The 22,679-nt window shown below is 32.5% G+C and carries 25 protein-coding genes; 6 read left to right on the forward strand and 19 right to left on the reverse strand.

What is annotated here, in order from left to right:
* The first annotated feature begins 2 nt into the window (after window positions 1-2).
* From B5X64_RS01695 to B5X64_RS01705, 3 genes are read left to right on the forward strand one after another with little or no spacing between them, the layout of a single operon-like run.
* The gene (locus B5X64_RS01695; protein WP_079463601.1) at window positions 3-710 is read left to right on the forward strand and encodes a hypothetical protein; all 708 of its coding nucleotides are present in this window, start codon (window positions 3-5) and stop codon (window positions 708-710) included.
* 18 nt (window positions 711-728) lie between these two features.
* On the forward strand, window positions 729-1,253 hold the full coding sequence (locus B5X64_RS01700) for an LptE family protein (protein WP_079463602.1): 525 nt from the start codon (window positions 729-731) through the stop codon (window positions 1,251-1,253).
* Window position 1,254: 1 nt separating this feature from the next.
* Window positions 1,255-3,351 (forward strand): tetratricopeptide repeat protein, encoded by a 2,097-nt coding sequence (locus B5X64_RS01705; protein WP_079463603.1) that lies wholly within the window; start codon window positions 1,255-1,257, stop codon window positions 3,349-3,351.
* Window positions 3,352-3,424: 73 nt separating this feature from the next.
* Here the strand turns inward: B5X64_RS01705 and B5X64_RS01710 are convergent, their stop codons facing one another.
* A complete protein-coding gene (locus B5X64_RS01710; protein ID WP_079463604.1) occupies window positions 3,425-4,420 on the reverse strand; it encodes a hypothetical protein in 996 nt (331 codons plus the stop codon).
* A gap of 62 nt (window positions 4,421-4,482) precedes the next feature.
* Here B5X64_RS01710 and B5X64_RS01715 point away from each other — a divergent pair, with 62 nt between their 5' ends.
* Window positions 4,483-5,247 (forward strand): hypothetical protein, encoded by a 765-nt coding sequence (locus B5X64_RS01715; protein WP_079463605.1) that lies wholly within the window; start codon window positions 4,483-4,485, stop codon window positions 5,245-5,247.
* Window positions 5,248-5,352: 105 nt separating this feature from the next.
* Window positions 5,353-6,438 (forward strand): peptide chain release factor 1, encoded by a 1,086-nt coding sequence (gene prfA / locus B5X64_RS01720; protein ID WP_079463606.1) that lies wholly within the window; start codon window positions 5,353-5,355, stop codon window positions 6,436-6,438.
* 338 nt (window positions 6,439-6,776) lie between these two features.
* Here the strand turns inward: prfA and B5X64_RS01725 are convergent, their stop codons facing one another.
* Window positions 6,777-7,610 carry a M23 family metallopeptidase gene (locus tag B5X64_RS01725; protein WP_228418685.1) on the reverse strand — a complete coding sequence of 278 codons (834 nt, stop codon included), beginning with the start codon at window positions 7,608-7,610 and terminating at the stop codon, window positions 6,777-6,779.
* A gap of 162 nt (window positions 7,611-7,772) precedes the next feature.
* On the opposite strand from B5X64_RS01725, the gene B5X64_RS01730 reads away from it, so the two are divergent.
* On the forward strand, window positions 7,773-8,531 hold the full coding sequence (locus tag B5X64_RS01730) for a type III pantothenate kinase (RefSeq protein WP_079463607.1): 759 nt from the start codon (window positions 7,773-7,775) through the stop codon (window positions 8,529-8,531).
* Between the two features lie 67 nt (window positions 8,532-8,598).
* On the opposite strand, the gene B5X64_RS01735 is transcribed toward B5X64_RS01730, so the two are convergent.
* The 17 genes from B5X64_RS01735 to B5X64_RS22495 form a co-directional block, all read right to left on the reverse strand.
* Entirely contained in the window at window positions 8,599-9,030 is a 432-nt protein-coding gene (locus B5X64_RS01735) for a nucleoside deaminase (RefSeq protein WP_079463608.1), read from the reverse strand.
* 129 nt (window positions 9,031-9,159) lie between these two features.
* Window positions 9,160-9,576 carry an energy transducer TonB gene (locus B5X64_RS01740; protein WP_228418687.1) on the reverse strand — a complete coding sequence of 139 codons (417 nt, stop codon included), beginning with the start codon at window positions 9,574-9,576 and terminating at the stop codon, window positions 9,160-9,162.
* Window positions 9,577-9,820: 244 nt separating this feature from the next.
* The gene (locus B5X64_RS01745; protein WP_079463609.1) at window positions 9,821-10,741 is read right to left on the reverse strand and encodes a helix-turn-helix transcriptional regulator; all 921 of its coding nucleotides are present in this window, start codon (window positions 10,739-10,741) and stop codon (window positions 9,821-9,823) included.
* A gap of 281 nt (window positions 10,742-11,022) precedes the next feature.
* Window positions 11,023-11,328 (reverse strand): hypothetical protein, encoded by a 306-nt coding sequence (locus tag B5X64_RS01750; protein ID WP_079463610.1) that lies wholly within the window; start codon window positions 11,326-11,328, stop codon window positions 11,023-11,025.
* A gap of 120 nt (window positions 11,329-11,448) precedes the next feature.
* The gene (locus tag B5X64_RS01755; protein WP_079463611.1) at window positions 11,449-11,766 is read right to left on the reverse strand and encodes a YrhB domain-containing protein; all 318 of its coding nucleotides are present in this window, start codon (window positions 11,764-11,766) and stop codon (window positions 11,449-11,451) included.
* Between the two features lie 4 nt (window positions 11,767-11,770).
* Window positions 11,771-11,998 (reverse strand): hypothetical protein, encoded by a 228-nt coding sequence (locus tag B5X64_RS01760; RefSeq protein WP_079463612.1) that lies wholly within the window; start codon window positions 11,996-11,998, stop codon window positions 11,771-11,773.
* Window positions 11,999-12,000: 2 nt separating this feature from the next.
* Window positions 12,001-12,498 carry a hypothetical protein gene (locus B5X64_RS01765; RefSeq protein WP_079463613.1) on the reverse strand — a complete coding sequence of 166 codons (498 nt, stop codon included), beginning with the start codon at window positions 12,496-12,498 and terminating at the stop codon, window positions 12,001-12,003.
* A gap of 77 nt (window positions 12,499-12,575) precedes the next feature.
* Window positions 12,576-12,962 carry a hypothetical protein gene (locus B5X64_RS01770; RefSeq protein WP_079463614.1) on the reverse strand — a complete coding sequence of 129 codons (387 nt, stop codon included), beginning with the start codon at window positions 12,960-12,962 and terminating at the stop codon, window positions 12,576-12,578.
* A 285-nt stretch (window positions 12,963-13,247) separates the two neighbouring features.
* Complete coding sequence (locus B5X64_RS23245) at window positions 13,248-13,379, reverse strand: hypothetical protein (protein WP_338030658.1); 132 nt, start codon at window positions 13,377-13,379, stop codon at window positions 13,248-13,250.
* An 80-nt stretch (window positions 13,380-13,459) separates the two neighbouring features.
* The gene (locus B5X64_RS23250; RefSeq protein WP_338030657.1) at window positions 13,460-13,816 is read right to left on the reverse strand and encodes a transposase; all 357 of its coding nucleotides are present in this window, start codon (window positions 13,814-13,816) and stop codon (window positions 13,460-13,462) included.
* A gap of 133 nt (window positions 13,817-13,949) precedes the next feature.
* On the reverse strand, window positions 13,950-14,381 hold the full coding sequence (locus tag B5X64_RS01780; protein WP_079463615.1) for a hypothetical protein: 432 nt from the start codon (window positions 14,379-14,381) through the stop codon (window positions 13,950-13,952).
* A 3-nt stretch (window positions 14,382-14,384) separates the two neighbouring features.
* Window positions 14,385-14,735, reverse strand: coding sequence for a hypothetical protein (locus B5X64_RS01785; RefSeq protein ID WP_079463616.1), 351 nt, complete (start codon window positions 14,733-14,735; stop codon window positions 14,385-14,387).
* A gap of 52 nt (window positions 14,736-14,787) precedes the next feature.
* Window positions 14,788-15,363 carry a hypothetical protein gene (locus B5X64_RS01790; RefSeq protein ID WP_079463617.1) on the reverse strand — a complete coding sequence of 192 codons (576 nt, stop codon included), beginning with the start codon at window positions 15,361-15,363 and terminating at the stop codon, window positions 14,788-14,790.
* 28 nt (window positions 15,364-15,391) lie between these two features.
* Window positions 15,392-15,724, reverse strand: coding sequence for a hypothetical protein (locus tag B5X64_RS01795; RefSeq protein ID WP_079463618.1), 333 nt, complete (start codon window positions 15,722-15,724; stop codon window positions 15,392-15,394).
* A gap of 5 nt (window positions 15,725-15,729) precedes the next feature.
* Complete coding sequence (locus B5X64_RS01800; RefSeq protein ID WP_079463619.1) at window positions 15,730-18,138, reverse strand: hypothetical protein; 2,409 nt, start codon at window positions 18,136-18,138, stop codon at window positions 15,730-15,732.
* On the reverse strand, window positions 18,116-18,493 hold the full coding sequence (locus tag B5X64_RS01805; protein ID WP_079463620.1) for a hypothetical protein: 378 nt from the start codon (window positions 18,491-18,493) through the stop codon (window positions 18,116-18,118). Before B5X64_RS01805 ends, B5X64_RS01800 begins: the two co-directional genes overlap by 23 nt.
* A 38-nt stretch (window positions 18,494-18,531) precedes the next feature.
* Window positions 18,532-22,602, reverse strand: a complete 4,071-nt coding sequence (locus B5X64_RS22495; protein ID WP_111944893.1) for a hypothetical protein — start codon at window positions 22,600-22,602, stop codon at window positions 18,532-18,534.
* Window positions 22,603-22,679 lie beyond the last annotated feature (77 nt).

The raw sequence follows: 22,679 nt of genomic DNA on the forward strand, positions 1-22,679 counted from the left end.
TCATGAATGTAAATTTAACACTTAAACCAATCAATTTTAAATTTGGCGAGTACATCAACAAAGGCTTTGAGCTTTTAAAGAAAGACTTTGGAGGAGTTTTCGTAGGCTTTTTAGTTACTTTATTAATGTCTATAATTCCGTTTTGCGGACTTTTGGCAGTGGGAAATTACTATAAATATCTTAGAAAATTAACTAAAAACCAACCAGCAAGTGCGGGAGAAATTTTTGATTTTAAAGATTTTATGCCGTATTTTATTCTCCAGTTAATTATTTTTGGTGGGATGATTGTTCTTTACATTCCGATGATATTTATTGCAGTAATAGGAGGTGCTGCATCTTATGGTAGTGATGAACCGAGTGTAATGGGACCGATTTTAATGTTCCCATATATGTTTATAATATTTGCCGTAATTCTATATTTTGCTTTAAAGGGATTTTACATTCCTGCCTTAATTACTTTTAAAGGAGTTACAGACATTAAAACAGCTTGGAATATCTCAAAAGTAATGACCAAAGGAAATCTTTTAAACATTTTCTTGTTCTCATTTGTTGTCGGAATTTTATCGCAAATTGGTGTTATTGCTTGCGGAATCGGGCTTTTCCTAACATTACCATTTATGTATGCTGCCAATTATTTTGCATTTGAAGATGCTATTCAACAAATTGAATACGACGAAATTACCGAAATAGGTATCACAGAAAAATATTAAGTTTAAAATTATTTAAAAATGAATCAGTTGAAAAATCTTTTCTTTTTAATCATATCTGTAGGATTTTTAAACTCTTGCTATTCTTTTTCAGGCTCATCTCTTACAGATGAAAAAACTGTACAGATCAATGAGTTTCCCAATAATGCAGCGTTAGTAAATCCTACTTTGGCGCAGCAGTTTTCTACAGATATTCAAAACAGATTCTTGCAGCGTACCACTCTAAAAGGAACGAAGCAAAATCCGGATATTTTGATTGAAGGTGAAATTACAGATTATTCAATTACTCCAACTACGATTAGCTCTACAACACAGCCGACCAGTGGTGGCGGAACGATTCAGGAATCACAAAATAAATTGACAATCACGGTGAAAGTTCGTTATGAAAACAAACTACATCCTGAATTGAGCTTTGAGAAAAGCTTTTCTGATGAAGCTGTGTTTAATAGTAGTCTTTCTCAAAGTGATATTGAAACTTCTCAGGTAAAATTGGCTACTGATAGAGTTATCAATAAAATATTTAACGACATTGTAGCGAACTGGTAATATGATGAATACTAGAGTTTTAGAGTTACTAAAAAACCCGAAAAATATACAGTCAGAAGATTTACATCTTTTGAAACAAGAAATAAATTCTTTCCCTTATATTCAAAACATCCGTGCTTTGCATTTATACGGTGTTCATCTTTTTGATAAAGAAAATTATCAGAAAGAATTATCAACTACTGCTGCTTATACCACCGATAAGAAAATTTTGTATCAGTTGATTAACGGGAAAATTTTACAGACAAAAACCGAAACGGTAAAAAAAGAAACTGCGGTTATTGTTGAAAATAAAACAAAAAGTACCAAAGAGCCTTTTTGGTGGGTAAATGAGAAAAAAACCTTCCCTAAACATGATTATAAAGCAATTTCAGAATCTTTGGTTAGTCCGAAAGCTGAAATTAAGCATGTTGTTGTTAATGGTGAACCTAATAGAATCTTATTTGAAGGAGAAGAAAACTTCCTGGATGAAAAACATTCCGAAATCATCGATTTGGAATCTACACTGGAGGCTGGAGTAATTGTTACCCAAAAATCTTCTTTCCCAATTAAACGTGTTGTTGAAGAGGAAAAAACTCCAGATGATACACTTTCTGTAGAAGCTTCTACTGAAATTATTCCTCAGGAAAATACCATTGATTCTGCAGAAACTGCAGAAAAAATAAACGATAATGCTGAGATTAATTTAGATACAGTAGAATCTTTGCCAGTAGAAGATGAAATTTCTACTGAAGGTATTGATTCAGAAAGTATCACAGAAGTTTTAAACCCGGAAAAAATTATTAATGAAGATGCAATTGATTCTGAAAAAACCGAAGAAAAAAGGAGTGATGAATCTGAGGTTAGTTCTGATGCAGTAGAATCTTTGCCAGTAGAAGATGAAATTCTGGAAGAAAAATCTATTGAAAATGAAATTTCTACTGAAAGTATTTCAGAAGCTTTAAATCCTGAAACTATCATTAATGAAGATAAAATTGATTCTGAAGATGTTGCTGAAAAAATCAATGACGAATCTGAATTAAGCTTTCATGGAACAGACTCGTTTTTTCCGGATGTGAAAATAGAAACAACAGTTTCAGAACAAAAAGATTTGAAAGAGGCTCCAAAGTCTACTATCAATAATCATGAAGACGAAATGAGACGTCTGATTGAAGAGGTTGAGAAAAAGATGAAAGCCAATAAAAAAGATTCCGACACAAAGATAGCCGAGCCTGAAGAAGAAATTGGGAAAGAAATCAGTTTTGCCGAAACGCAGGATTTTGTAGTTGAAGCTGCCATTGAAAATGAAGCTAAAGTTAATCAAGAAATAGAAGCTATTCTAAAATTTGAAGAGGATTTTTCTGAAGATAAAAATGAAATACCTGTTTTAGAAGAAATAAAAGAAGAAAATTCTGTCTGGAAACCTATGAGCTTTGAAACGCATACACCAGATTCATTTAGCAAAAAAGTAGAATTAAAAGCTGAACAGACTGATAGTATAGAAGAAATAAAAGAAGTTTCAGGTGAAATTTTTTTAGAAGAAGAAAAATTGGAAACTATTACAGAAAGTATTTTAGAAGAAACGGCCAGTGAAGTTGAAACTCTAGAAGTTGAAGGCACTGATTCTAATGAAAAATTAGAAGCTCCTGTAATGAATTTTTCGTTCTTTGGAGCAGATATTTCAAGTTTGGCAATCAAAAAAGAAGAAGAAAATCAACCAGAAGAAAAAGTAGAAGAACAACCTTCAAAACCTAAGATTCAAACTGTTTTAGATAGTAATGTTCCTAGTTTTATCAATACTTGGCAAAGCTGGCTAAAAATCGACAGAACAGATGAGATTGGAAAGGTCAAAATAGAGAGTAAAAATAAAGTGATTGAATCTTTTATAGAAAACAATCCTAAAATAAGCCAGCTAAAGGATGAAGTGAATTTTGTGGTTAAAGAGAAGACAGATGACATTTCTCACCTGATGACCGAAACTTTAGCTACTCTATACATTGAGCAGAAATTATACACGAAGGCCATTAAAGCATTTCAGGTATTGATCAATAAGTATCCTCACCGAAAAGAACATTTTGAAAATAAAATTAAGGAGATCAAAGATAGCAGAGGAAAAAATTAGAATGAAGGCAAAATTTTGCTGTCAATTCGAATCAAAAAAACAAAAAGCTCATGAAAATGAGCTTTTTGTTTTTTTAATAATTGTAAGAATATTGGTCTTCTTTATTTTCAATGGTGTGATTTGTAATTTTTACGCTGTGTTTAATATTGTCCGGAATAGTATGATAATAAAGAACAGCGGAGTTTCTGCTATCCGTTTTTATAGCAAATCTATCCTTGAAGTTAACTGCTTTTGTTTTTGAAAGTTTCCAGTCTTCTGATTTGTTAGACGCAACAAGGCTATCAATCACAGAATTTTTACCATAATTTACATACTCGGTGTATAAAGAACTTTTTGCTTCATCTGGTGTATCTTCTTTGAAATAAGCATCTTTAATGATATAAACATCAGATAGCATTAATGTTTTTCCTAAAGAATTGATCATCTTTTTTGAAAACGGACTTTTTGATGCAATACTGTTTTTAATTTCCTGTTTGGTTACCCAAATGCTGTCATTGGTATTTTCTTCATCTTTAGAAGAAAGATAATAGCTGATAGAATGAGGGATATTTATCATCATTCCTTTATTTACTTTTTGTAATAAAAATTTGTCTCCTTCTCTTTTTAAAACTGCATAATTGTCTTCACCATAATTATCATTTTCAAAAGACATGATCACACTGTTTTTATTATCTATAGAATCAAGCTGTTTGGTTAATAATACACCTTTGTTTTCCATCTCGGCGACGTACCTTTTTTCAGATTGATAATTGGCTATTTTCTCATAAGTAAAATAACCAAAAAATCCCAAAATTAAGATCAGAGGCAGTGCAAAAGCACCCATATGAACTCGGGAAGGATAGTGGTAAAGAAGCCTGTGTTGCAAATCATTGATAAGATGATACGATTTTCCGTCTTTTCTTAAAACCCACTCTTGCCCAATCGGGAAAACCGGAATAAAATAAAGATGCGCATATTTCTGAATAAGCTGTATCTCTGCATTTTTCATTTCAGGATTATTTTCCAATCCCAGTTCTTTTGGCGATAATCTTTTAATGACAAAGTTATTGTGTCCGAAAACAATACTCATGGTTCAATGTTATTAGTGTTGCAATATAAAAATTTTTGGTTATGTTTATAAAAAAATAACCTATGAAATTCAAAACTACTCTTCAGTTACTTATTTTAATTATAACGATGATTTCCTGCCATAAAGCTTCGGTTGCAGTTGATGTAAGTTATGACCCCGAAACCCAAAAAGGCATATTAAAAGTAGATGATAAATTTACATTTAAGCTTTCAGAAGATTCTACAAGCACAACAATCACCATCACAGAAGGAAGTCATACATTTAAGCTTAATAACGGAAAAGAATTTACTCAGGTAATATCAAGTAAAGGTGGAATTTTGAATCTTAGCAATGAAGATTTTGTAGTAATGAGCCAACCTTACGGGATGGATGTTGAAAATTTGTCAGGACTTAATGCTAATATTGATTTTACAGCAGGAAATCATTTTGTGGTAATAGACAGTATGCTTTATTATTCTAAAACAGATTCTTTGGAAGAAGTTTCTGATGCTCGTTTGAAAAAAGCACTTGATATGAATAAAAGGCTCGATGGGAAAGGAAATTACATGAAATATCATAAACCTGCCAAGTTTATTGTAAAAGATTGGGACTTTGGTTTGAATCAGGATTTTCCGAAAACCATTGAGACAAGATCTTCCGGAGGTGCTTCCGCTTTCAACACTCTTACTTATAAAACAAAAGTGATTCCTGCCACTTTATTCAAATTATATGCTTTGATGAGCCCTCAATATTTTGTAATACGGAATCTTAAAGATATAGAGTCTGGTAAAGAAGATATAAAAGAAGACATTGGAAAAACCAGTAAACAAATGGAATTTGATCAATAAGGCTATGCAAGAACTCTTTTTAGTTTTAAAATAAATAAAAGCTCATGAAAATGGGCTTTTGTTCTTCGTTGTCAATTCCGTATCTTTGCAAACTAAATTTTTAATATGTCTAAATCATTAATTCCAAAATTAGAAGCGATAAAGCAGAGATATAATGAGGTTGCCGATCTTATTATTCAACCTGATGTCATTTCAGACCAGAAAAGATATTCTTCTTTAAACAAAGAATATAGTGATTTGGGGAAAATTGTAAAAGTTTACGATCAATATAAAGGGGCTTTAGATACGATCGAAGAGTCTGATGAGATCATTGCAGATGGTTCTGATAAGGATTTTGTAGAATTGGCAAAAATCGAAAAGTACGAAGCTTTAGAAAAGATCCCTGCATTTGAAGAAGAGCTTAAAGTTCTTTTAATTCCTAAAGATCCTGCAGACGATAAAAACGTTATTGTAGAACTTCGTGCCGGAACCGGTGGTGATGAAGCTGCAATCTTCGTAGAAGATGTCTACAGAGCTTATGCTATGTATTTTAAAACAAAAGGCTGGAAACATGAGATCACAGATTCTAGTGAGGCTGCTAAAGGATACAAAGAACTAATTCTAAAAATTGAAGGAGACGGAGTTTACGGAATCATGAAATTTGAATCTGGTGTACACCGTGTACAAAGAGTTCCTGAAACAGAATCTCAAGGTAGAGTACACACTTCTGCGATTACCGTTGCTGTTTTACCGGAAGCGGAAGAAATAGATTTTGAATTGAATCCTGCAGATATCGAGATGCAGACATCACGTTCAGGTGGAGCGGGTGGACAAAACGTAAACAAGGTTGAAACAAAGGTACAGTTGACGCACAAACCTTCAGGAATGGTGGTCGTTTGTCAGCAAGCCCGTTCTCAGTTGGCAAACCGTGAGTTGGCAATGGAAATGCTTCGTACCAAATTATACGATATAGAAGTTCAGAAATCAGTGGGAGATATCGCTGCACAGCGTAAATCGATGGTTTCTACCGGTGACCGTTCTGCAAAAATTAAAACCTACAACTATCCGCAGGGAAGGGTTACAGATCACAGAATTGGTAAATCAATGTACAATCTAGATGCCTATATGAATGGTGATATATCTGAAATGATTGATGCCGTAATCATGGCAGAAAACGCTGAAAAAATGAAAGGTGAAGAAGATAATTACTAAATTATTTCTTTTAAATAAACACAAAGTTTCTGAGTAATCGGAAGCTTTTTTTGTTAGCAATCTCTTAAGAGTCCCGAAGGGACGGTCTATTAAAGGATAGGATAAAATCCTATCAACATTATTACATTGCATTTTAGTTACAATTATCATTGTTTGTAATCAAAGTAAAAGTTATTTGGTCACAAACAGGGTTGTTTTAAACCAAGTGCAACTGTATTTTATGACAAACAAGGTTGTTTTAGCTTAATGTAAAACAGATTTGATTACAAACAGTACTGTTTTAACCTAATGTAAAATGTATTTACATCTAAACCAACCTGTTTGAGTAAAAACGAAATTTAATACGCCCTCGAATACGATTTTTTCTCTTCTAGATATTCAACTTTATCTCCGTATCCGGTTTTAAAAAGTGTTTTTACAGTAATTCTGTTCTTGTCACCTGTTGCACTTGGTAAATAGGTTACGAAATGCAAATGCGGACCACTGCTCCAACCCGTATTTCCGCTGAGTGCAATAAACTGTCCTTTCGTTACGGTATCACCGATTTTTACTTGTGCTCCATTCTGTTGTAAGTGATAATACTGTGCAATCGTACCATCTGAATGTAAAATTGAAATATAATTTCCATAAGGAGCACAATTTCTGGTTGGGCAACCTTGATTATTGTTTTGTACCACATCAATAACCAAACCTTCTCTTGCTGCTAAAATTTCAGTTCCATCCGGCATGATAAAGTCTAAAGAATTTTCGTTCTGATGAGAAAATGTTCCATTATATCCCTGATGTATCCAAAAGGCTTTTCCTTTGCCAAATGGTAAGTCGTAGACGTAGTTTTTGTCATAGTTTTTTATAGTGATGTCTCCAATATAACTATTATAACCAGGCATTTTCTTTACGCCCCAACCTTTTTGCTTATCATTCACCACAAAATAAGTTACTCTCATTTTTGTGGTTTTTGCAGGAATTACCTGTGTCGTTTTAAAAAGTTCAGGCTTTTTCATATTATTTACTTCAGGTTGACCTTTAAAAACCAAAGAGACAGGATAAATTTCGAGATTGTCTGCATAGTACGTAATAGAGTCGCCGTTTCTTTCGGGATACATTTTTATATTTTTCTGAGCCATTATTGTTACAGCCTGAATAATGAGAATAAATGCAAAAATATTTTTCATAAGTGTTTGGTTTAAAACAAATCCATTACAAGTATAGACCATTTTCATTGATTTTAAAAGCTTATTTTAATGAAAAGTATTATTTTTACCTCTGAAAAATTAATATGGATATTCATCTTTCATTAATAGATTTTGATGAATTTCCGACTGAAAAATATATCAATGAATTCTATCGTAATCAATGTTGGAAACAGCAATATCAGATTTGGTCTTTTTGATGATGACAACTGTGATATTTCATGGATAATCAATACAAAACCTTACCGTACTGCGGATGAACTGCATGGTCAGATGTTGATCTTGTATCAAACCTATAAAATTGATCCTAAGGCTATTAAAAAAGTAATTATAGGCTCTGTAGTACCGCAATTAACAAGAGAAATTACTTCTGCGATCAGAAAAATTCACGGGATCGCTCCTGTAATGGTTGATAGAACGACTCCTTCAGAAGTTGTTGCGAAATCTAAACAGATGGGAACAGATATTTATGCGAATCTTGTGGCGGCTCACAATATGTATCCGGGAAGAAAGAAAATCGTTTTAGATTTCGGCACCGCGCTTACCGCAAGTTGTGTAGCCGAAAATGGTGAATGTTTAGGGGTAATTATCGCTCCCGGAATTATCACTTCTCTAAATTCTCTCATCAGTCAGACTGCTCAACTTCCGGAAATTGAATTGGTAAAACCAAAATCTGTTTTAGGTTTAGACACCGTTACCTGTATGCAAAGCGGAATGGTTTACGGTTTTCTTGGAATGGTAGAAGGTTTTATTGACAGAATAAACAATGAAGTGAATGATGAGTGTTTTGTAATCGCAACCGGTGGAGTTTCCCATGTTTACAAGCCTTTAACGGAAAAAATTCATATTGCAGACCGACTTCACACCTTGAAAGGACTTTATTTCCTTGGAAAAGATTTATAACTAAGGTTGAGATTAAGGTTGAGATTAATGAATTCTTATTCTCAGCCTTAACCTTTACCTCAACACCTTATCTCTTAGCCTTAAAAAACTCTTTCACAATCGTAGAACATTCGTTTTCCATAATTCCTGAAACAATTTCTGTTTTGGGATGTAGGCTTAAATTTTTATTGATAAAACCACGCTGTTCGTCTCTTGCTCCAATCACCACTTTTGAAATCTGCGACCAGGAAAGTGCTCCCGAACACATTACGCAAGGTTCTAAAGTCACATACAAAGTACAGTTGATTAAATATTTTCCGCCCAAATAATTGGCTGCTGAAGTGATTGCCTGCATTTCGGCATGTGCCGTAACATCGTTTAATGTTTCAGTAAGATTATGAGCTCTTGCAATCACTCGATTGTTGGCAACAATTACGCATCCGATAGGAACCTCATCTTTTTCTAATGCAATCTCAGCTTCCTGGAAAGCCATTCTCATAAAATATTCGTCTGTAAACATAAAAATAAAGCTTAGTGCAAAACTAAGCTTTTCAATATAATATTTTTTGGAAATTTAGAATCTATAACCAATATAACACTTACCATCGAGTGAAAAAGCCAATTTAGTTAATTGTATGATTGTCTTTGGTTAGTCAAAATTAAGCACTAAAGGTAATCTGAAACGGTATCTTACAGGGTTTCCGTTAGTGTAAGCGGGAGAAAATTTTTCAGAAACAGAGTATAATGCAATTTCTGCCTGTCGGTTGAATGTGAAGTTGTCGCCTTCAGCTTTTACATCGCTGATCGTTCCGTCTTTTTCAACAATAAATGCAACGTTGGTTTTTATGTTTCCTGTTTCAGAAAATACACCACCTCCATAAAAAAGCTGTGCGACTTCTTTTCGTAAGGCATTCATTCCGCCGGGATAATCTGCAGTTTTTTCAATTGATTTTGGAAAATCCTGCTGTGGAGACAGAGCTGTTTTAGAATTGATTTTTTTTAAATCTTCAAGATTTTTTACTTTAAGCAAAGCTGCAATCAGGGCTACATTTTCGATGCTGTCCATCTTTTTCATAAAAAAAAGGAAATCATTTTTGACAGCAGTTTTATACAAAGGATTTTTTTCAGTATCAAACTTTTTTTTAAACTCCTTATTCAGCATTGTTCTGTGCTGGTTATAATAATTTTTCACCATCTTGAATTCTTCTGTTTGCTGAGAAAAACAAAATGTTGAAATGAGTATAAAAATTAGATATAAAGCCTTCAATACATGATTATTTATGTAAATATAATCAAAAAGATGCAAAATTCTATTCTTTCAAATAACTGTTTAGTGATTCCTGTAAATGTTTTTTGATGTCTTCAACTAGATTTATAGGTTCTAAAACTCTTACTTCCTTTCCGAATGATAAAATTTCCTGCATAAAATCGTAAGTAGGGTGGAGGAAAAACTCAAAATAAATATCCTGCTGAGTTTCTTTAGTCTCTTTCTGAGACAGATGCAAAGGAAAACTTCTGATGTATTCTCCTTGGTGTCGGCTGCATTTCAATACAATTTTTTGTGGATTTTGCTCGGTAAGATTCATCACGCCAAAAGCATTTTTGAAATGTTCTCTAAAGTTATACTTATATTTTTCCCTGAATTTTTGTGGAGTAATATCCAGATAATTGATTCTGTCTAAACCGAAAGATTTCAGTGCTTTGTCTTTGGTGTCAATCGCAATCAGATACCATCGGTCTTTAGATTCTTTTAATGCTAAAGGATGAACTTTTCGGGAAGTCATCAGTTTATTTTTATAATTGTAGTGTTCAAATAGGACAATTCTTTTGTTTCTGATGGCAAAGAAAAGATCATAAAAATGTTCAACTCCGGTTGGTTTTCTGCTTTCAAAAAAGATAAAATTGGCAAAATCGGGATGATTGTTTAATGCATTGCTTACCTGAAAAGATTCTAATAATTTTTGGTTGTACTCATCGACTTCCATCATTGGTCGACTTTCGATATAGTATCGATTGTCACCTTTCTTTTTGTTGTGAATAGATAGATTAAAAAGATTGGATATCTCGCGAATATCCCTTTGCAAAGTACGAATAGAGTAGCTCTTGATTCCCGCATCCTGAAATTCGAAGGAATTCAAAAGATAATCTTCCATCTGCGAATACGTAGCCGGAGCGCTCTCTAATTTCTTAATGATTAAGGCATATCTCGTAAGGTAAAAATCTTTTTTCATTTCGTATCGTTTTCTAAAACAAATATAGGCGGTAAATGCGACAAAGGGTGTCGTGTTTTATTTTTTTCTTTAAAAGTTTAAGCTAAAATATCTTAATTTGTCATTTTGTCATGATACTATCGCTGTATCATCGCTATATGGTCGCTGTATGCTTTTTTTATTTGGAACAAATTTTAAAATTTTATTTATGTCAAAATGACAGGGGATTTTATGTAATTATAAATTTTTGTATTTTGAGCATATAAAAAGCACAGATTCAAAATCTGTGCTTAAAAGTTCTATTAATTAGGATTCCAAACACCATATGACGCAGGTTTCCAAGTGCCATCCTCATATCCTTTAATATAGTAATCAACATCCATGGCAGTGCCAAATGGAATAACAATACCTGTATCATTTCTAACAAGAAAAGGTCCGTTTCCTGCTAATCGATGTTTCTTGTAATCTTTAGCTCCATAAAAATAAATTCTTCCATAAGATTTATCAATTATAACATCTTTGGGAATAATTAACTCTACGTTTATATTTTCAGATATCATTTTTACATATCTTTCTGCGACTTTATCCATTTTTTCATTATTTAACATAATCTTATTTTACTTTTAGATATTCAAAATATTTATAATCTCAAGCATTCTCAGCGGAAATATAAAGTTTAAAAAATAGCTTTCGTTAACAGCAAAAAACCACCCGAAGGGTGTTGTAAATTATTGAAAATCGCTAAGTCTTGGCATATCCGGCAATCTTCCTGCTTCATATTCCTCAATATAAAAATCTATTCCTCTTGAAGTTCCAAACTCAATTATCTTACCTGATTTACTTTCTACCAAAAATGGTGCATTACCTAACAGTTTTTCTTCCCAATCTTTAGTTTCCCAATATTTTTTCGAATGATATATAAAATATATACCATACTTTTTTTTGATCATTAATTCTTGTGGAAGAATAAGTGGCTCTCCAACTTTCTTTTCTATAGCTGCCAAATAGGTTTTGGCAACATTTATTATTTCATTTTCCGATAGCATATAATTACTTTTTTTTAGTTTTTAATAATTTAAAATTATTTGGCATGTATGTCTTTTTAAGGTAATCTATAGTAACAAATTCCTGCGATATTGATTGAGCATCTTTAAGCACCAATCCCCTCTCTTCCATAAAAACATTTAATACATGATCATAATCATTTGGCCCTCGGTCGCAGTATAGAATTCCTTTTTCTCCCACTTTGAAATAATTTTTATTTTGTAATGTTTCCAATTTTAACGTAAGAAAAGGTTCTCCATATTTGTTATTACCCTAAGTTTCTGTGCTTCAGAAACTTTTGCTACAATAATTTTACCAGTTCTTAAGAAGTCTTCTACAGCTTGTACGACATTTACGCAGTTACTATCAGCAATCTGTACCACAATTCCATTTACAACACGGTGATTAAAATAAATTAAAGCCTCGTCAAGGTACTTCATAGCATTTTCAGGGGTAATATTGGCTTTTTGAAGTTTTTTGAGCCCTGCTTCAAATTCCTCTGCAGACATTTTAATATATTTATCAATGTCTTCAGCCATTCCGGCTTTTAGTCTAACTTCTTCACGAATCTGTTTCTTTTCTACTTCATTTAGTTTTCTACTTTTTCCGTTTTCTTCAATAACAGCTTCATCTAATTGCTTTTCAAGTCTAGCAAAGTCTTCTTCTTTACCTACAAGTTTAGTAGCAGAACGTTTAAAGCCATTTCTAATTGCAAGAGTAAGTTCTCCACTCAAATATAATATTTCTATCCATACTTATTTCACAAAAAACCACCCGAAGGTGGTTTAACAAATTAATCAGTATTTAAAATTTAAATATGAATATCTGGTTCAAAATTATTTTCAATAATTTGTCGTATTTCTTTTACTTCATATTGAGTAAGAGATGGGTTAACAATAATAATATTATTTTTGATTAAAAATAAATGTTTTAATTCTTTACAATTTTCAAGTAAGTCATTGTAAACATCTTTGTTTTCTAAAATATTGAATTGTTCAGTATTAAACATACTAAAATTTTTCAATGCTTTTCCTTTTGCCATTGCTCTATAAACAGTTTTTTGCCAAAACAATAAATCAGTTAAAGCATCATGAATCTTTAAAAAGTCTATTTTTTTATTTGATTTCAAAAAAGTAGGAACATTTGAGTAATCTTTTCCAAATTTAATGATTTCATTTACAATTTTTATTGTATCCATATTCTATTTTTTAGGGTATAAAGTTTTGATATGTTGTGTCTGTTGTATTTTTGTTTTAAACATAGGTTCTTGACCTATGGCTTTTTGCCAATCTACTTGATGACTATAAGCCCTTTCTTCTTCATCCCAAAGATTTCCAATAATTTGCTTTACTTCTTTTTGGGATTTACCTTGTGCGATTAATTCTTTTTTTAATATATAATCTCTAGTATGTGATGCTTCATGTGATAAAAAGTCTAATAATTCCCCAGCTGCCGCACGAATCTTTTCGTGTGGTCAATCATCTTAGATATCAAACATTCTAAAAATGACTATATCATCCAAAAGTCCTTTTTCATCAGAATAATCTAAAGCACTGCTATATCTATAATCTTCCGCACGGAAAACCAAACCTGCTTCAACTGGATTTTGGTGCACGTAATTTATTTTTTGATTGATTACATGATTGCTCCACAACTCAATAGGTTTATTATCATGTCTCCAAAATTGATATTGATTTACGTTGGAAGTTTTTGCACACCTTCTTTAAGAAAGAAATTCAAGAGAAATTCTTTTCTGCTTTCTCTAGGGTTTTCTTTAATAGCATTAACAATTGCCTTGCTTGTAAATCGTTTGAAATCACCAATCAGTAGTTCTGGTTTCTGACCATCGATACTTCGAAAAACTAAATGTACATGGCTTGACATAACGCACCATGCATGTATTTCTAAGCCTTTATTCTTCTGACAAAATATTAAACTTTCTAAAAGAATATCTTTGTATTCAGTTCGGATAAATACATCAAGCCAACCCACGACGGCAAAACTTATGAAGTATAAACCTTCAGGATTATGGAATTTGTAATTTCTGCTCATCTTTTATGTTTTTTATAAAAATAAAAAATAATACAATTGGATGAGAAGATTTTTTTTTTTTAAGCCACACGAAGGGATTCGTGCGGCAGCTGGGGTATAAAAAGTAAAACGGCTCTAAAAAAGAGCCGTAAAATTAATTATTGTCATCCGTTATGCTTAAATACACAGGTTTGCCTTCAATTAAACACGAATCAATTAACTCAATTAAATTGTATAATTTCCAAATTAGATGATCACTATCATTATGTCCTGTTGGTCGAGGGTCTAATTCGATTTCTTCTCCTAAAAAAGTAATTGTATAAACAGCTTCTCCTTTTTTATAAAGTTCTCTTGGTACTAAAAGCTCTTTTATTTTGTTTTCCAAAATAAACTTCATTTCTTCGGATTCTTCCTTTGATAAAGGTTGGTCTTTAAACTTTTCTGTATTTATTCGTGAAAGAGTACTTTTAGGAACAATAAACATATCTTCCACATCAAAGGTGGAAGATTTATTTTTAAAATTTTTAGTAAAGTCTTCAAAAGATTGATTAAATCTAACTGTATTTGAAATTAATATCATTTCCATATTTTATTTTTTTAAAAAATTAACAATTACTTCAGTTTCGCTAATCTTGTTTTTGGAAGTATTATACCTCACTTTTCCAAATCCTTTTGCTTTCATTTTAGAACCTGTAAAAGTTTCTAAAGCTGCTTTTTCATAAGACATTCCGTCATCTACAGCTTCCCAGAATTTTTTGAGGTTTATAGATTGTCCGCCGTAGTCTTCATACATACTGGCTTTTTTCCACCAACCAATAACTCCATCTAACCTTCCAAATTTCTTATTAGATTGATAAAAAACTATTGCATCTGAAAGAATCAAATCTCCTAAACCTGAATATCTATATGTTATAGCTGTGGGAATATTAAAATCACCCATCAACATTTTTTCATCTCCAAAAATAGGTAATTCGTTAAGCTTTGCAGCTTTTTCATCTAATAAACGAGTAAAACAATTTAATTTTTTCGGTATTTCCTTTTATTTTAATGCTATACACTAATTTATCTGTTTTTTCTTGCGCTCGCACGAGCTCTCCTATATAGTTTCCGAACTCATCTTTTAAAAGAAAACTGTTTTTAATCCCTTTTTCAGGTGTCTTCTCTAAAAGTGAAATATCATCTGCGATTACAATACGTCTTCTGTTGATAATTCCGTCGAGAATCTCTCCAACTTTTTCCACATCATAACTCACCCTCCTCAAATCCATCAAAGCCTTTTGATACGCTTTGTCATAACGATTACCCTGAGCAACAATTTCTCCTTTATAAACTAAAGCAAATTTTCTACTCGGACTTATTGCTCCTATAATATCAGGATTAATTCCACTTCCTTTATTGATACTTTCCATAATGGCTGCTGCATCCAGCTCCATAAACCACGCTCCATTTTGTACCAAAGCATCGCATTCAACAGTTTTAGAAAAGAATCCACTGTTTGGGATTACCCATTCTGTTTGCTCAAACAATCTCAAATCTTGTCTTTGGAAAGCTCCGCTATTTAAATCCAAAAAAACCGCCTTTTTGACGGTTTTAATTTTACATGTTTTCTATTTCTGAAAGTCTTATAGTATAATCACCACTGAAATATTTATTTAGTTTAAAAATAATACTTTCATAGTATATTTTAAAAAATCTAAAAAGTTCTTCATTGCTATAAGGAGATTCTAATAATTCTTTATAATCATATTCGGGATGTTGTATTATCCATTCAAAAATCTCTTTATTTTTTAAAACGATATCAATTTTTAAATTTGATAGATCCGAGTCGCCTGTCATGTCTTTATACATATCTTTTAAAGTAAAGATTTCTCTAATTTTTTTTCTCCAAACTGCACCGTGTATTGCATCTAGAATTAATTTTTGCTCCATTGTAATTAATAATTTGATTTGAATATAATTTTTTCTTTAGTATTTTCTACATTAAAATAATACCTTGCTTCTAATTCTTTTAAAGTGTTTTTCTTTACAAAGTCTAAAGATGGTATATAATGACCACTATCATTTGTTACTTCCTTAATAACACCTTTCTCTATATATATTTCTCCTGCTACTGAAATAGGTTTTCCTGCTAAAAATGAAGAATGATCAAATTTACCATATGCGTAATTTTTTGAAATATACATTTTACCTTCTTCTGACATTACAAAAATCGCCATATTTGTTGGGATTGAATCACCATCTATGGAAATGTAATTGCTTCCATTGGTATCTACTAAATTTCTTTTAACATCTACAATCTTGTCGTGTTGTACAAAAACCTCATAGGATTCCCTTTCCTTTTCATTAAGGTATTTTACACCTCTTTCAAAATCCTTTTTTGAGCCTTCTTTATAAATTCGTTCCAAGTCTTTTGTTTCATATTTTCCTCCAGAAGCAGGCTCTTTATCCATGTATTTCCAAGTATCATCAAGAGCCTCGTCTATAACATTTACCATTTTCTCTTGGCTGTAGCTGGCCTGTCTTACTTTCCGCATTAAATCGGCATAGTTTTTTACATATTTGTTGCCTTTTGCTACTGGTAATCCTTTGTAAATGAACAAATATTCCTGTTTTGTTGCTTTTCTAGATTCATTAGCTATTTCAATAAAACCTGCGCCAATATTTTCAAGCCACATTGCAGAGTTAGAATCAAAAGAACCACAACTAGGAAGAACCCATTCAGTAGTATCTAAAAATTTTAATTGACTACGTTCAAATCGTCCTGAATTCAAATCCAAAAATAAGGAAATTGCCATAGTCCGCAAACCTTGCTGTACATTTTTTGCAGCTTTAGGCAGTAATATAAAAATACCCTTATAAACAGAAATAATTAACTGTGGTCCTGCTACAATAGCTCCTCCAACACCATAAATGATATCCCATTCTTTTAGAAACTGTTCACCACCCTGTAGCTTTGCAATTTCATGCCGTAAAGCTTGTACCGTGAGATCTATTCCCGCAAGACTTAGATCTGCCATTGCAGCTAAAATAAGATAAGGGTTTCCTGTTGTGGCTAAAGTAACTATTCCTAAAACAACAGCTATAATATCAGCCGTGATACGAATAAGATAATTAATGTCATCCCATTTTTTGGCATCGGCCAAGGCTTTTACATAGATTGCAGGAACATACATTTTTATTGGAGGTAATTCTTCACCAGTTTGAGGATTAAAGTTTTTCTCATCTTCATTTATAAAATATACCATTTCTAAAGGAAAATATTCCTTTCCTTTTGTTAAGGCTTTTGTTCTGCTTTGACTATTAATGGGAATAGAAATTCCAAATTCGTCTGTTTCATATTCAGTTTCTTCATCAGATGTATATATCTGTTGTTGTTGAAGAAAAAATGATTTTTCATTAGACTGTCCAAAGCCTAAATCTTTTCCTGAAAGTTCAGTTACACTCGTAGCTATTTGATAATCCTCACCCACCCGAAATGTAGGAGCATTTTCTTTTGGGCGGTTATGGGAAAACAAACAGTATTGCATTAAAATGTTTGCAAAAATCAAGCGGTTGAGTTGTGGTTTCCCGTTGATAAAACTAATTCCATCCAAATTATAATAGATTCGGTTGCAAAGTTCAGGCTCTGTCTTGAATCTATTAAGAATATATGTATTTGTTGAAAATGCTTTCAATGCATTTACTATAGCAGAACTTCCGTCTTTCCAACCGCTGAAGAACCCGGTGTCATCATATTCTGCTAACATAATAAGATGTTCCATGATTTTTTCATCATCTAATGACATTCTTTCAAAGACAAAATCGGGAGTATTAGTGTAAAGAAATATTAGTTGTTCTGTTGTACTCGCTTGTTTAAAATAGAATTCATAAATTTTAGAAAAATATCCCCAATAATCATACGAAGAATCTTTTTCAAAATCACCATAACCAACATATTGTACTAAATTTTTAAATTCATCATAAGAAAATGTTTCAAGTACAATTGCTTTATTTCTACGTAGCTCTTCAGTATTGGCTTGTCTGTGAAAAAAATACTTTAAACGGAAATATAGTTTTTTTTCATTTAAATCTATATCAAACTCTATTTCGTTTTGTCTTTGCACTAAATCTACGAGCTCTGTGTTTTTATTGAGATAAGTTTTTAATCTTATTGTGTTTTCATTATTGTCTGTAATAGAAGTTTGTTCTGCGTGCCAATCATAATTATCTATGTTATACTCCAAAATATAATAATTAGAAAGAATGTTTCTTCTTCGAAGCTCTGAACATAAATATTGTTTGTTGATAAAATCATCTGTTCTCCAATCTTCTAATATTTTTTTAGGATTTTGTAGTTTTTCCATTTTCTGTGTTTTTATCCATTAAAAATTCCAATTCATTTACAGGAAAAAGCTCTTTGGTGATTTTGTTTTGGCAAAACTTTTTTACCTGGTCTTCATCCAATACTAAAACATCTAAATGATAGTTTTCACCAACTAAAACTCTAGCATTTTTTACCTTACATCTTGCCTGTACCAATATATCCCAGTCTTTTCCTTGTAATTCGTCCCAGCGTTCCACAGGAAGTCTTCCTCTGCTGCCGAAAATGATGATTTTTTCAACTGCAGTAATGTCATTAATCTTGTCCTTTAAGGATGTGAGAATATAAGGCAGCACTTTGTAGTGCTGCCAAATAGACTCAGGTTTTACCTGGCTCATTGTTACTTAATTAAAAATTAATAGTTAATAATTAAGAATTACAGTAAAAATTTGCTTAAAGGAACTTTATCTAAATATTCTGCTTGTGGAATAACCTGACCGTCTTTGTCTAGAATTCTTTCTGCTCCATATGAGCTATATTCCGGAGAATGCATTTTCAGTATATCATGACTATCGTCTCCATCCGGTTTTGTGAAAGAGAAATTTTTAATTTTACTTACATTGATTTTAAATTTAATTCCTCTTTCCATTGGATAGCTTTCTAATCCTTCGATTTGAGAAAGTTCATCGGATAATGCTTTATATACCACAGCAAAAGAATCTGTTTGTTGCCATGTTGCGTCTCGGTCTATCGTAATGCTGTTTCCTAAACACAAATATTGTCTTGGAAAATAACCTTCTTTATCCGCTTCTCCAATATTTTGAACTGTGGTATCCATATTCTTAAAACTAATCTCCATCCATTTATCACCAGACTGGCCAATTTGATTGTTGTTAAGCGCAAAATTACTTCCGCACATTTCACCTAACTGATCGTCAAATTTCACTCCCGGTTCACAGTTGCAAGGCAAAGCTTTTTCTACTCTCAAACCGATAGAATCTGCCTGAAGAATAGTCAATGAAGTAGGGATTTTCTCTCTCCACGGTTCACCTTGTTTTTTACCTAATGCAGAGCGCATTTCGTCTACAATTGATAAGAATAATGGATCGTCAATTACAGGAACTTCACCGCCGTTCCAGATTTGTCCGGTTGCAAGGAAATGTCTTACAGCTTCTTCAAAGCCTGGTCTTACCGTAACAATTACTCTCGCCATACCCGACTGCATAAATGCTCTGAATGTAGGATCGTTATCATCAAATTGGTACATTGCTGCCCATTTTTCTCTGTTACCCCAATAATAAGGATAGAAATAGTAGCTCATAATATCCCATTCAAATGCCTGTTCCATAAACTTTACAAAAGCTGCATACTGATCTAATTTTGCGTCTACTTTAATATCTGTATTTAAGAAAGTTTCTTCCCCTGAAGAATATCCGTTGTTGTGATATTTACCTTTGCCAAATGTTAATTCAACATTTGTATTTTGATTAATCATATAAGAGATACAGTTTCTTCTTAAAATTGTATTCTCAATCTTTCTGTAGAAGCCTGGGTTTGAACCTTTTATTTGTACCCCTAAAGCTTTTGCTTCTGCTAAAGCTTGGTTGTATTTATCCATTTCTACTTGGTAGGCTTCGATAATTTTGTTGAAGGTGGATTGTAGCCAAGCATTTTTTGCTTCAGTAGAAAGATTGCATCGAATGTCTAAACTTCCTTCCATAATTGGACTTTCACCTGCAGCAAATGAGTAAGCTAGTTTGGTTCTAACATTTAGATTTTCTAAGATTCCATATTTTTCTGTATCATGAATAGATTCAATCCAAGGTAAACGTCTTCCGGCGATAGTCATAAATGCTTGATGCGAGCCAAAAAAACCGTGTGGATAGGTGTTGAATGTATAAGTAACCTGATCCGCAATGTAACCTTCGGGGATTTCTACTTCTCCAGAACCATTGGTAACTTGTACTTTACCCTCATCCCCACCTGTGTGTGAAGCATCTCTTTCATGGAACGATTTGTTTATATTAAATGTTGCCATAGGAAATTCATCTATTTCAACATTATATTTACCTGTCCAAAACTTTAAAATTGTTTCACCCGTAAGACCATTTAACGACGTGAAATTTTCCATTTTATTAGTAGGAGATTCTCTTGGGTCAATAGGTTTTACTAATTTTTCGGCTTCATCAATCATTTTTATTCCTAAAGTATGAAGCTTGGCTGGTTCAGGAATCATAAATTCAAACATCATACGTTTGCCATAATTGTAGATTTGGTTTTTTACCACTTTATCTACCCATCTGTAAACTCCTACAACGTGGCTACTTCCTTTGGTGTTATCGAAACCGTGTTTATTATTTTCTTCGTATTCTTCTAAAACTTTATCAATACGCTCTTCTTTTACTTTCGTTACAATTCTGTCTAAAGCTCTTGCTGTGATGTCTTTAGCTTCGGTAACTGCTTGTCGGTTACTTTCTTCTTTAGAGTTGTGAGTAGCATAACTTGCATTTGCACTTGCCCCAAAAGATACTTTTCCTATTCCCCAACTTGCAGTAACCCCAGCTTGTGCTGCAAAATCTTTAGATTCCTGCATGATTTTAGAAATCTCACTCTGCATTTCATACCTTTCGGTAGAAGTAGTGTCTGTCAATTTTTCTTTTTCAGATTCTGAAGACTTTGTGGTTTGAGATTCACTTCGTTTTAATCTTCTGGTAGAACGTTCTTTATATTCACGCGCCATAATGTTTTCGATATGAGCAACGTCTCCTTCTACATAGCAGTACGTACTTTGTTCTACTTTTAAATAATCTGCGACACCAATATTTTTCATTCCAAATCCTGAAGGGATAAAAGAAGATGTTTCAGAAGGATTATACGGCGGGTTCTCTGGATTTTCCGGTGTTTCCGGTTTTGGCGGATCGACAGGCATACATCCATCGGCTCCTCTGAAGGTATATTGCTTAGTTATTCTGTCTAAATTATCCGGATCAATAACTAATTTAACATTGAAACGATAAGTGATCCCATCTTTTGATGTAAATTCTCCTTCTACAACAAACTGTTCAACTCCAGAGGTTTTAGAAACTGGAATTCTAGGTACATCAAACAATAAGTAAGATCCTCCACCTAAAGAAGATAAACTCGTAGAGGAAAGTTCCGTATCTTTTACAAGTACCTTATATTTCGCTGAAGCGATTTCAATATTGCTACTTAAAGCTAAAAGTAAGCTCCATTCGGATGAATTCTGAGCATAAGTTTTTATGCTGAAAGGAATATATCCTGCTGTATATGAATTATTATTTACGGGTATTACAACACCTCCCACTGTAGCAGAAACCTGTTGATCAAGAACGGTATTATTCAATACTGTTTGCTGTAAAACCTGATTATTTTGAGTAATATAGTGGTTCAATTCTTCAAATGAAGTAATTTCAGCTAAAGAATCTATAATGGTAGTTGTTCCAAATAATCTATTTAAAGTGTTTTGGTCTTGTGACTTTAAGGTTCTGCTTAATTGTGCTGCATCAATCTCAGGAATTTCAAATTGGAAATCAAATTCCGGTATTTCTACATCAGGAATTGTGATTTTCATGATCTCATCTTTGATGCGATGAAGCTCCGTATTCAGTTCACTGTTTGCATAGAACTTTTCAGGATCAGCGATACTGAGTTGAGTCAGATAATTAATTCTGTTCTCTAGAATTAACTTTTTTCTATCTGCTTCAGCTGAATCTTTTCTAGCTGATTGAATAATAGGTTTTACTTCTTTTTCATAGCTTGTATAAGCATTTTTGTATGTTTCAGCATATTTTTTTTTGTATGTTTTTTCTAATTTTGATAAAGTATTTGTAAGATTTTCGTTTTCTTTAAGACTTACAAAGGCTTCTGCCAATTTCATTGCTTTATTATCGAACATCACCCTCTGAGTAGATGAAGATGTTGATGTTCCATTAGAACCTGTAGAAGATACTTTAAATAGTTCTTTTGGTAAAACTACTTTTGCTTTTTTCATCTCTTCAAAAGACTCTTCAGACATATCATAATTTTCAAGAATATGTGCCAGATGGAGAAGCTGCATAATAAGTTCTTTCGCATAGAAATCTTTTTGGGTGACTACCTGATAAACGAGATTATCCCAAAGAACAGCATCAACGGTTAAAGCTCCTAATGTTTTGCAAAGTGCAATCTGCTTGTCAAATTCTTGTTTGGTAGCAGTGGATTTATTTCTTGCAACCCAAACCGCAAAATCGTAAAATTTAAGATAAAGAGTTTTTAGAGAGTCTTCAGAATGTACCGTGAGATTGATTGCCGAAGGTTTTCTTAAAATTAAGTTTAGGTTATTTGAAGAGTTTAGGTTAGAATCAATTTTACTATCATCTTTAGCTTTTTTCCCTCTGAAGATAAATCTTTTCTCTTTGTTTTTCGGATCAGATAATTCAGGGTTTCTCATTGCTGCAAATCTGAATAGCGTTTGCGAAGAGTTATTTGTGTTTAAATTTGTTGACATTTTAAAATTGTTTTACTTTTAATATTAAAATTTTTGAAGTCTCTTTTTATTATTGATCTTCAGGTTTTTAGCCTTAT

This window comes from Chryseobacterium balustinum, from assembly GCF_900168205.1.
GTDB classification, from domain to species: Bacteria; Bacteroidota; Bacteroidia; order Flavobacteriales; family Weeksellaceae; genus Chryseobacterium; species Chryseobacterium balustinum.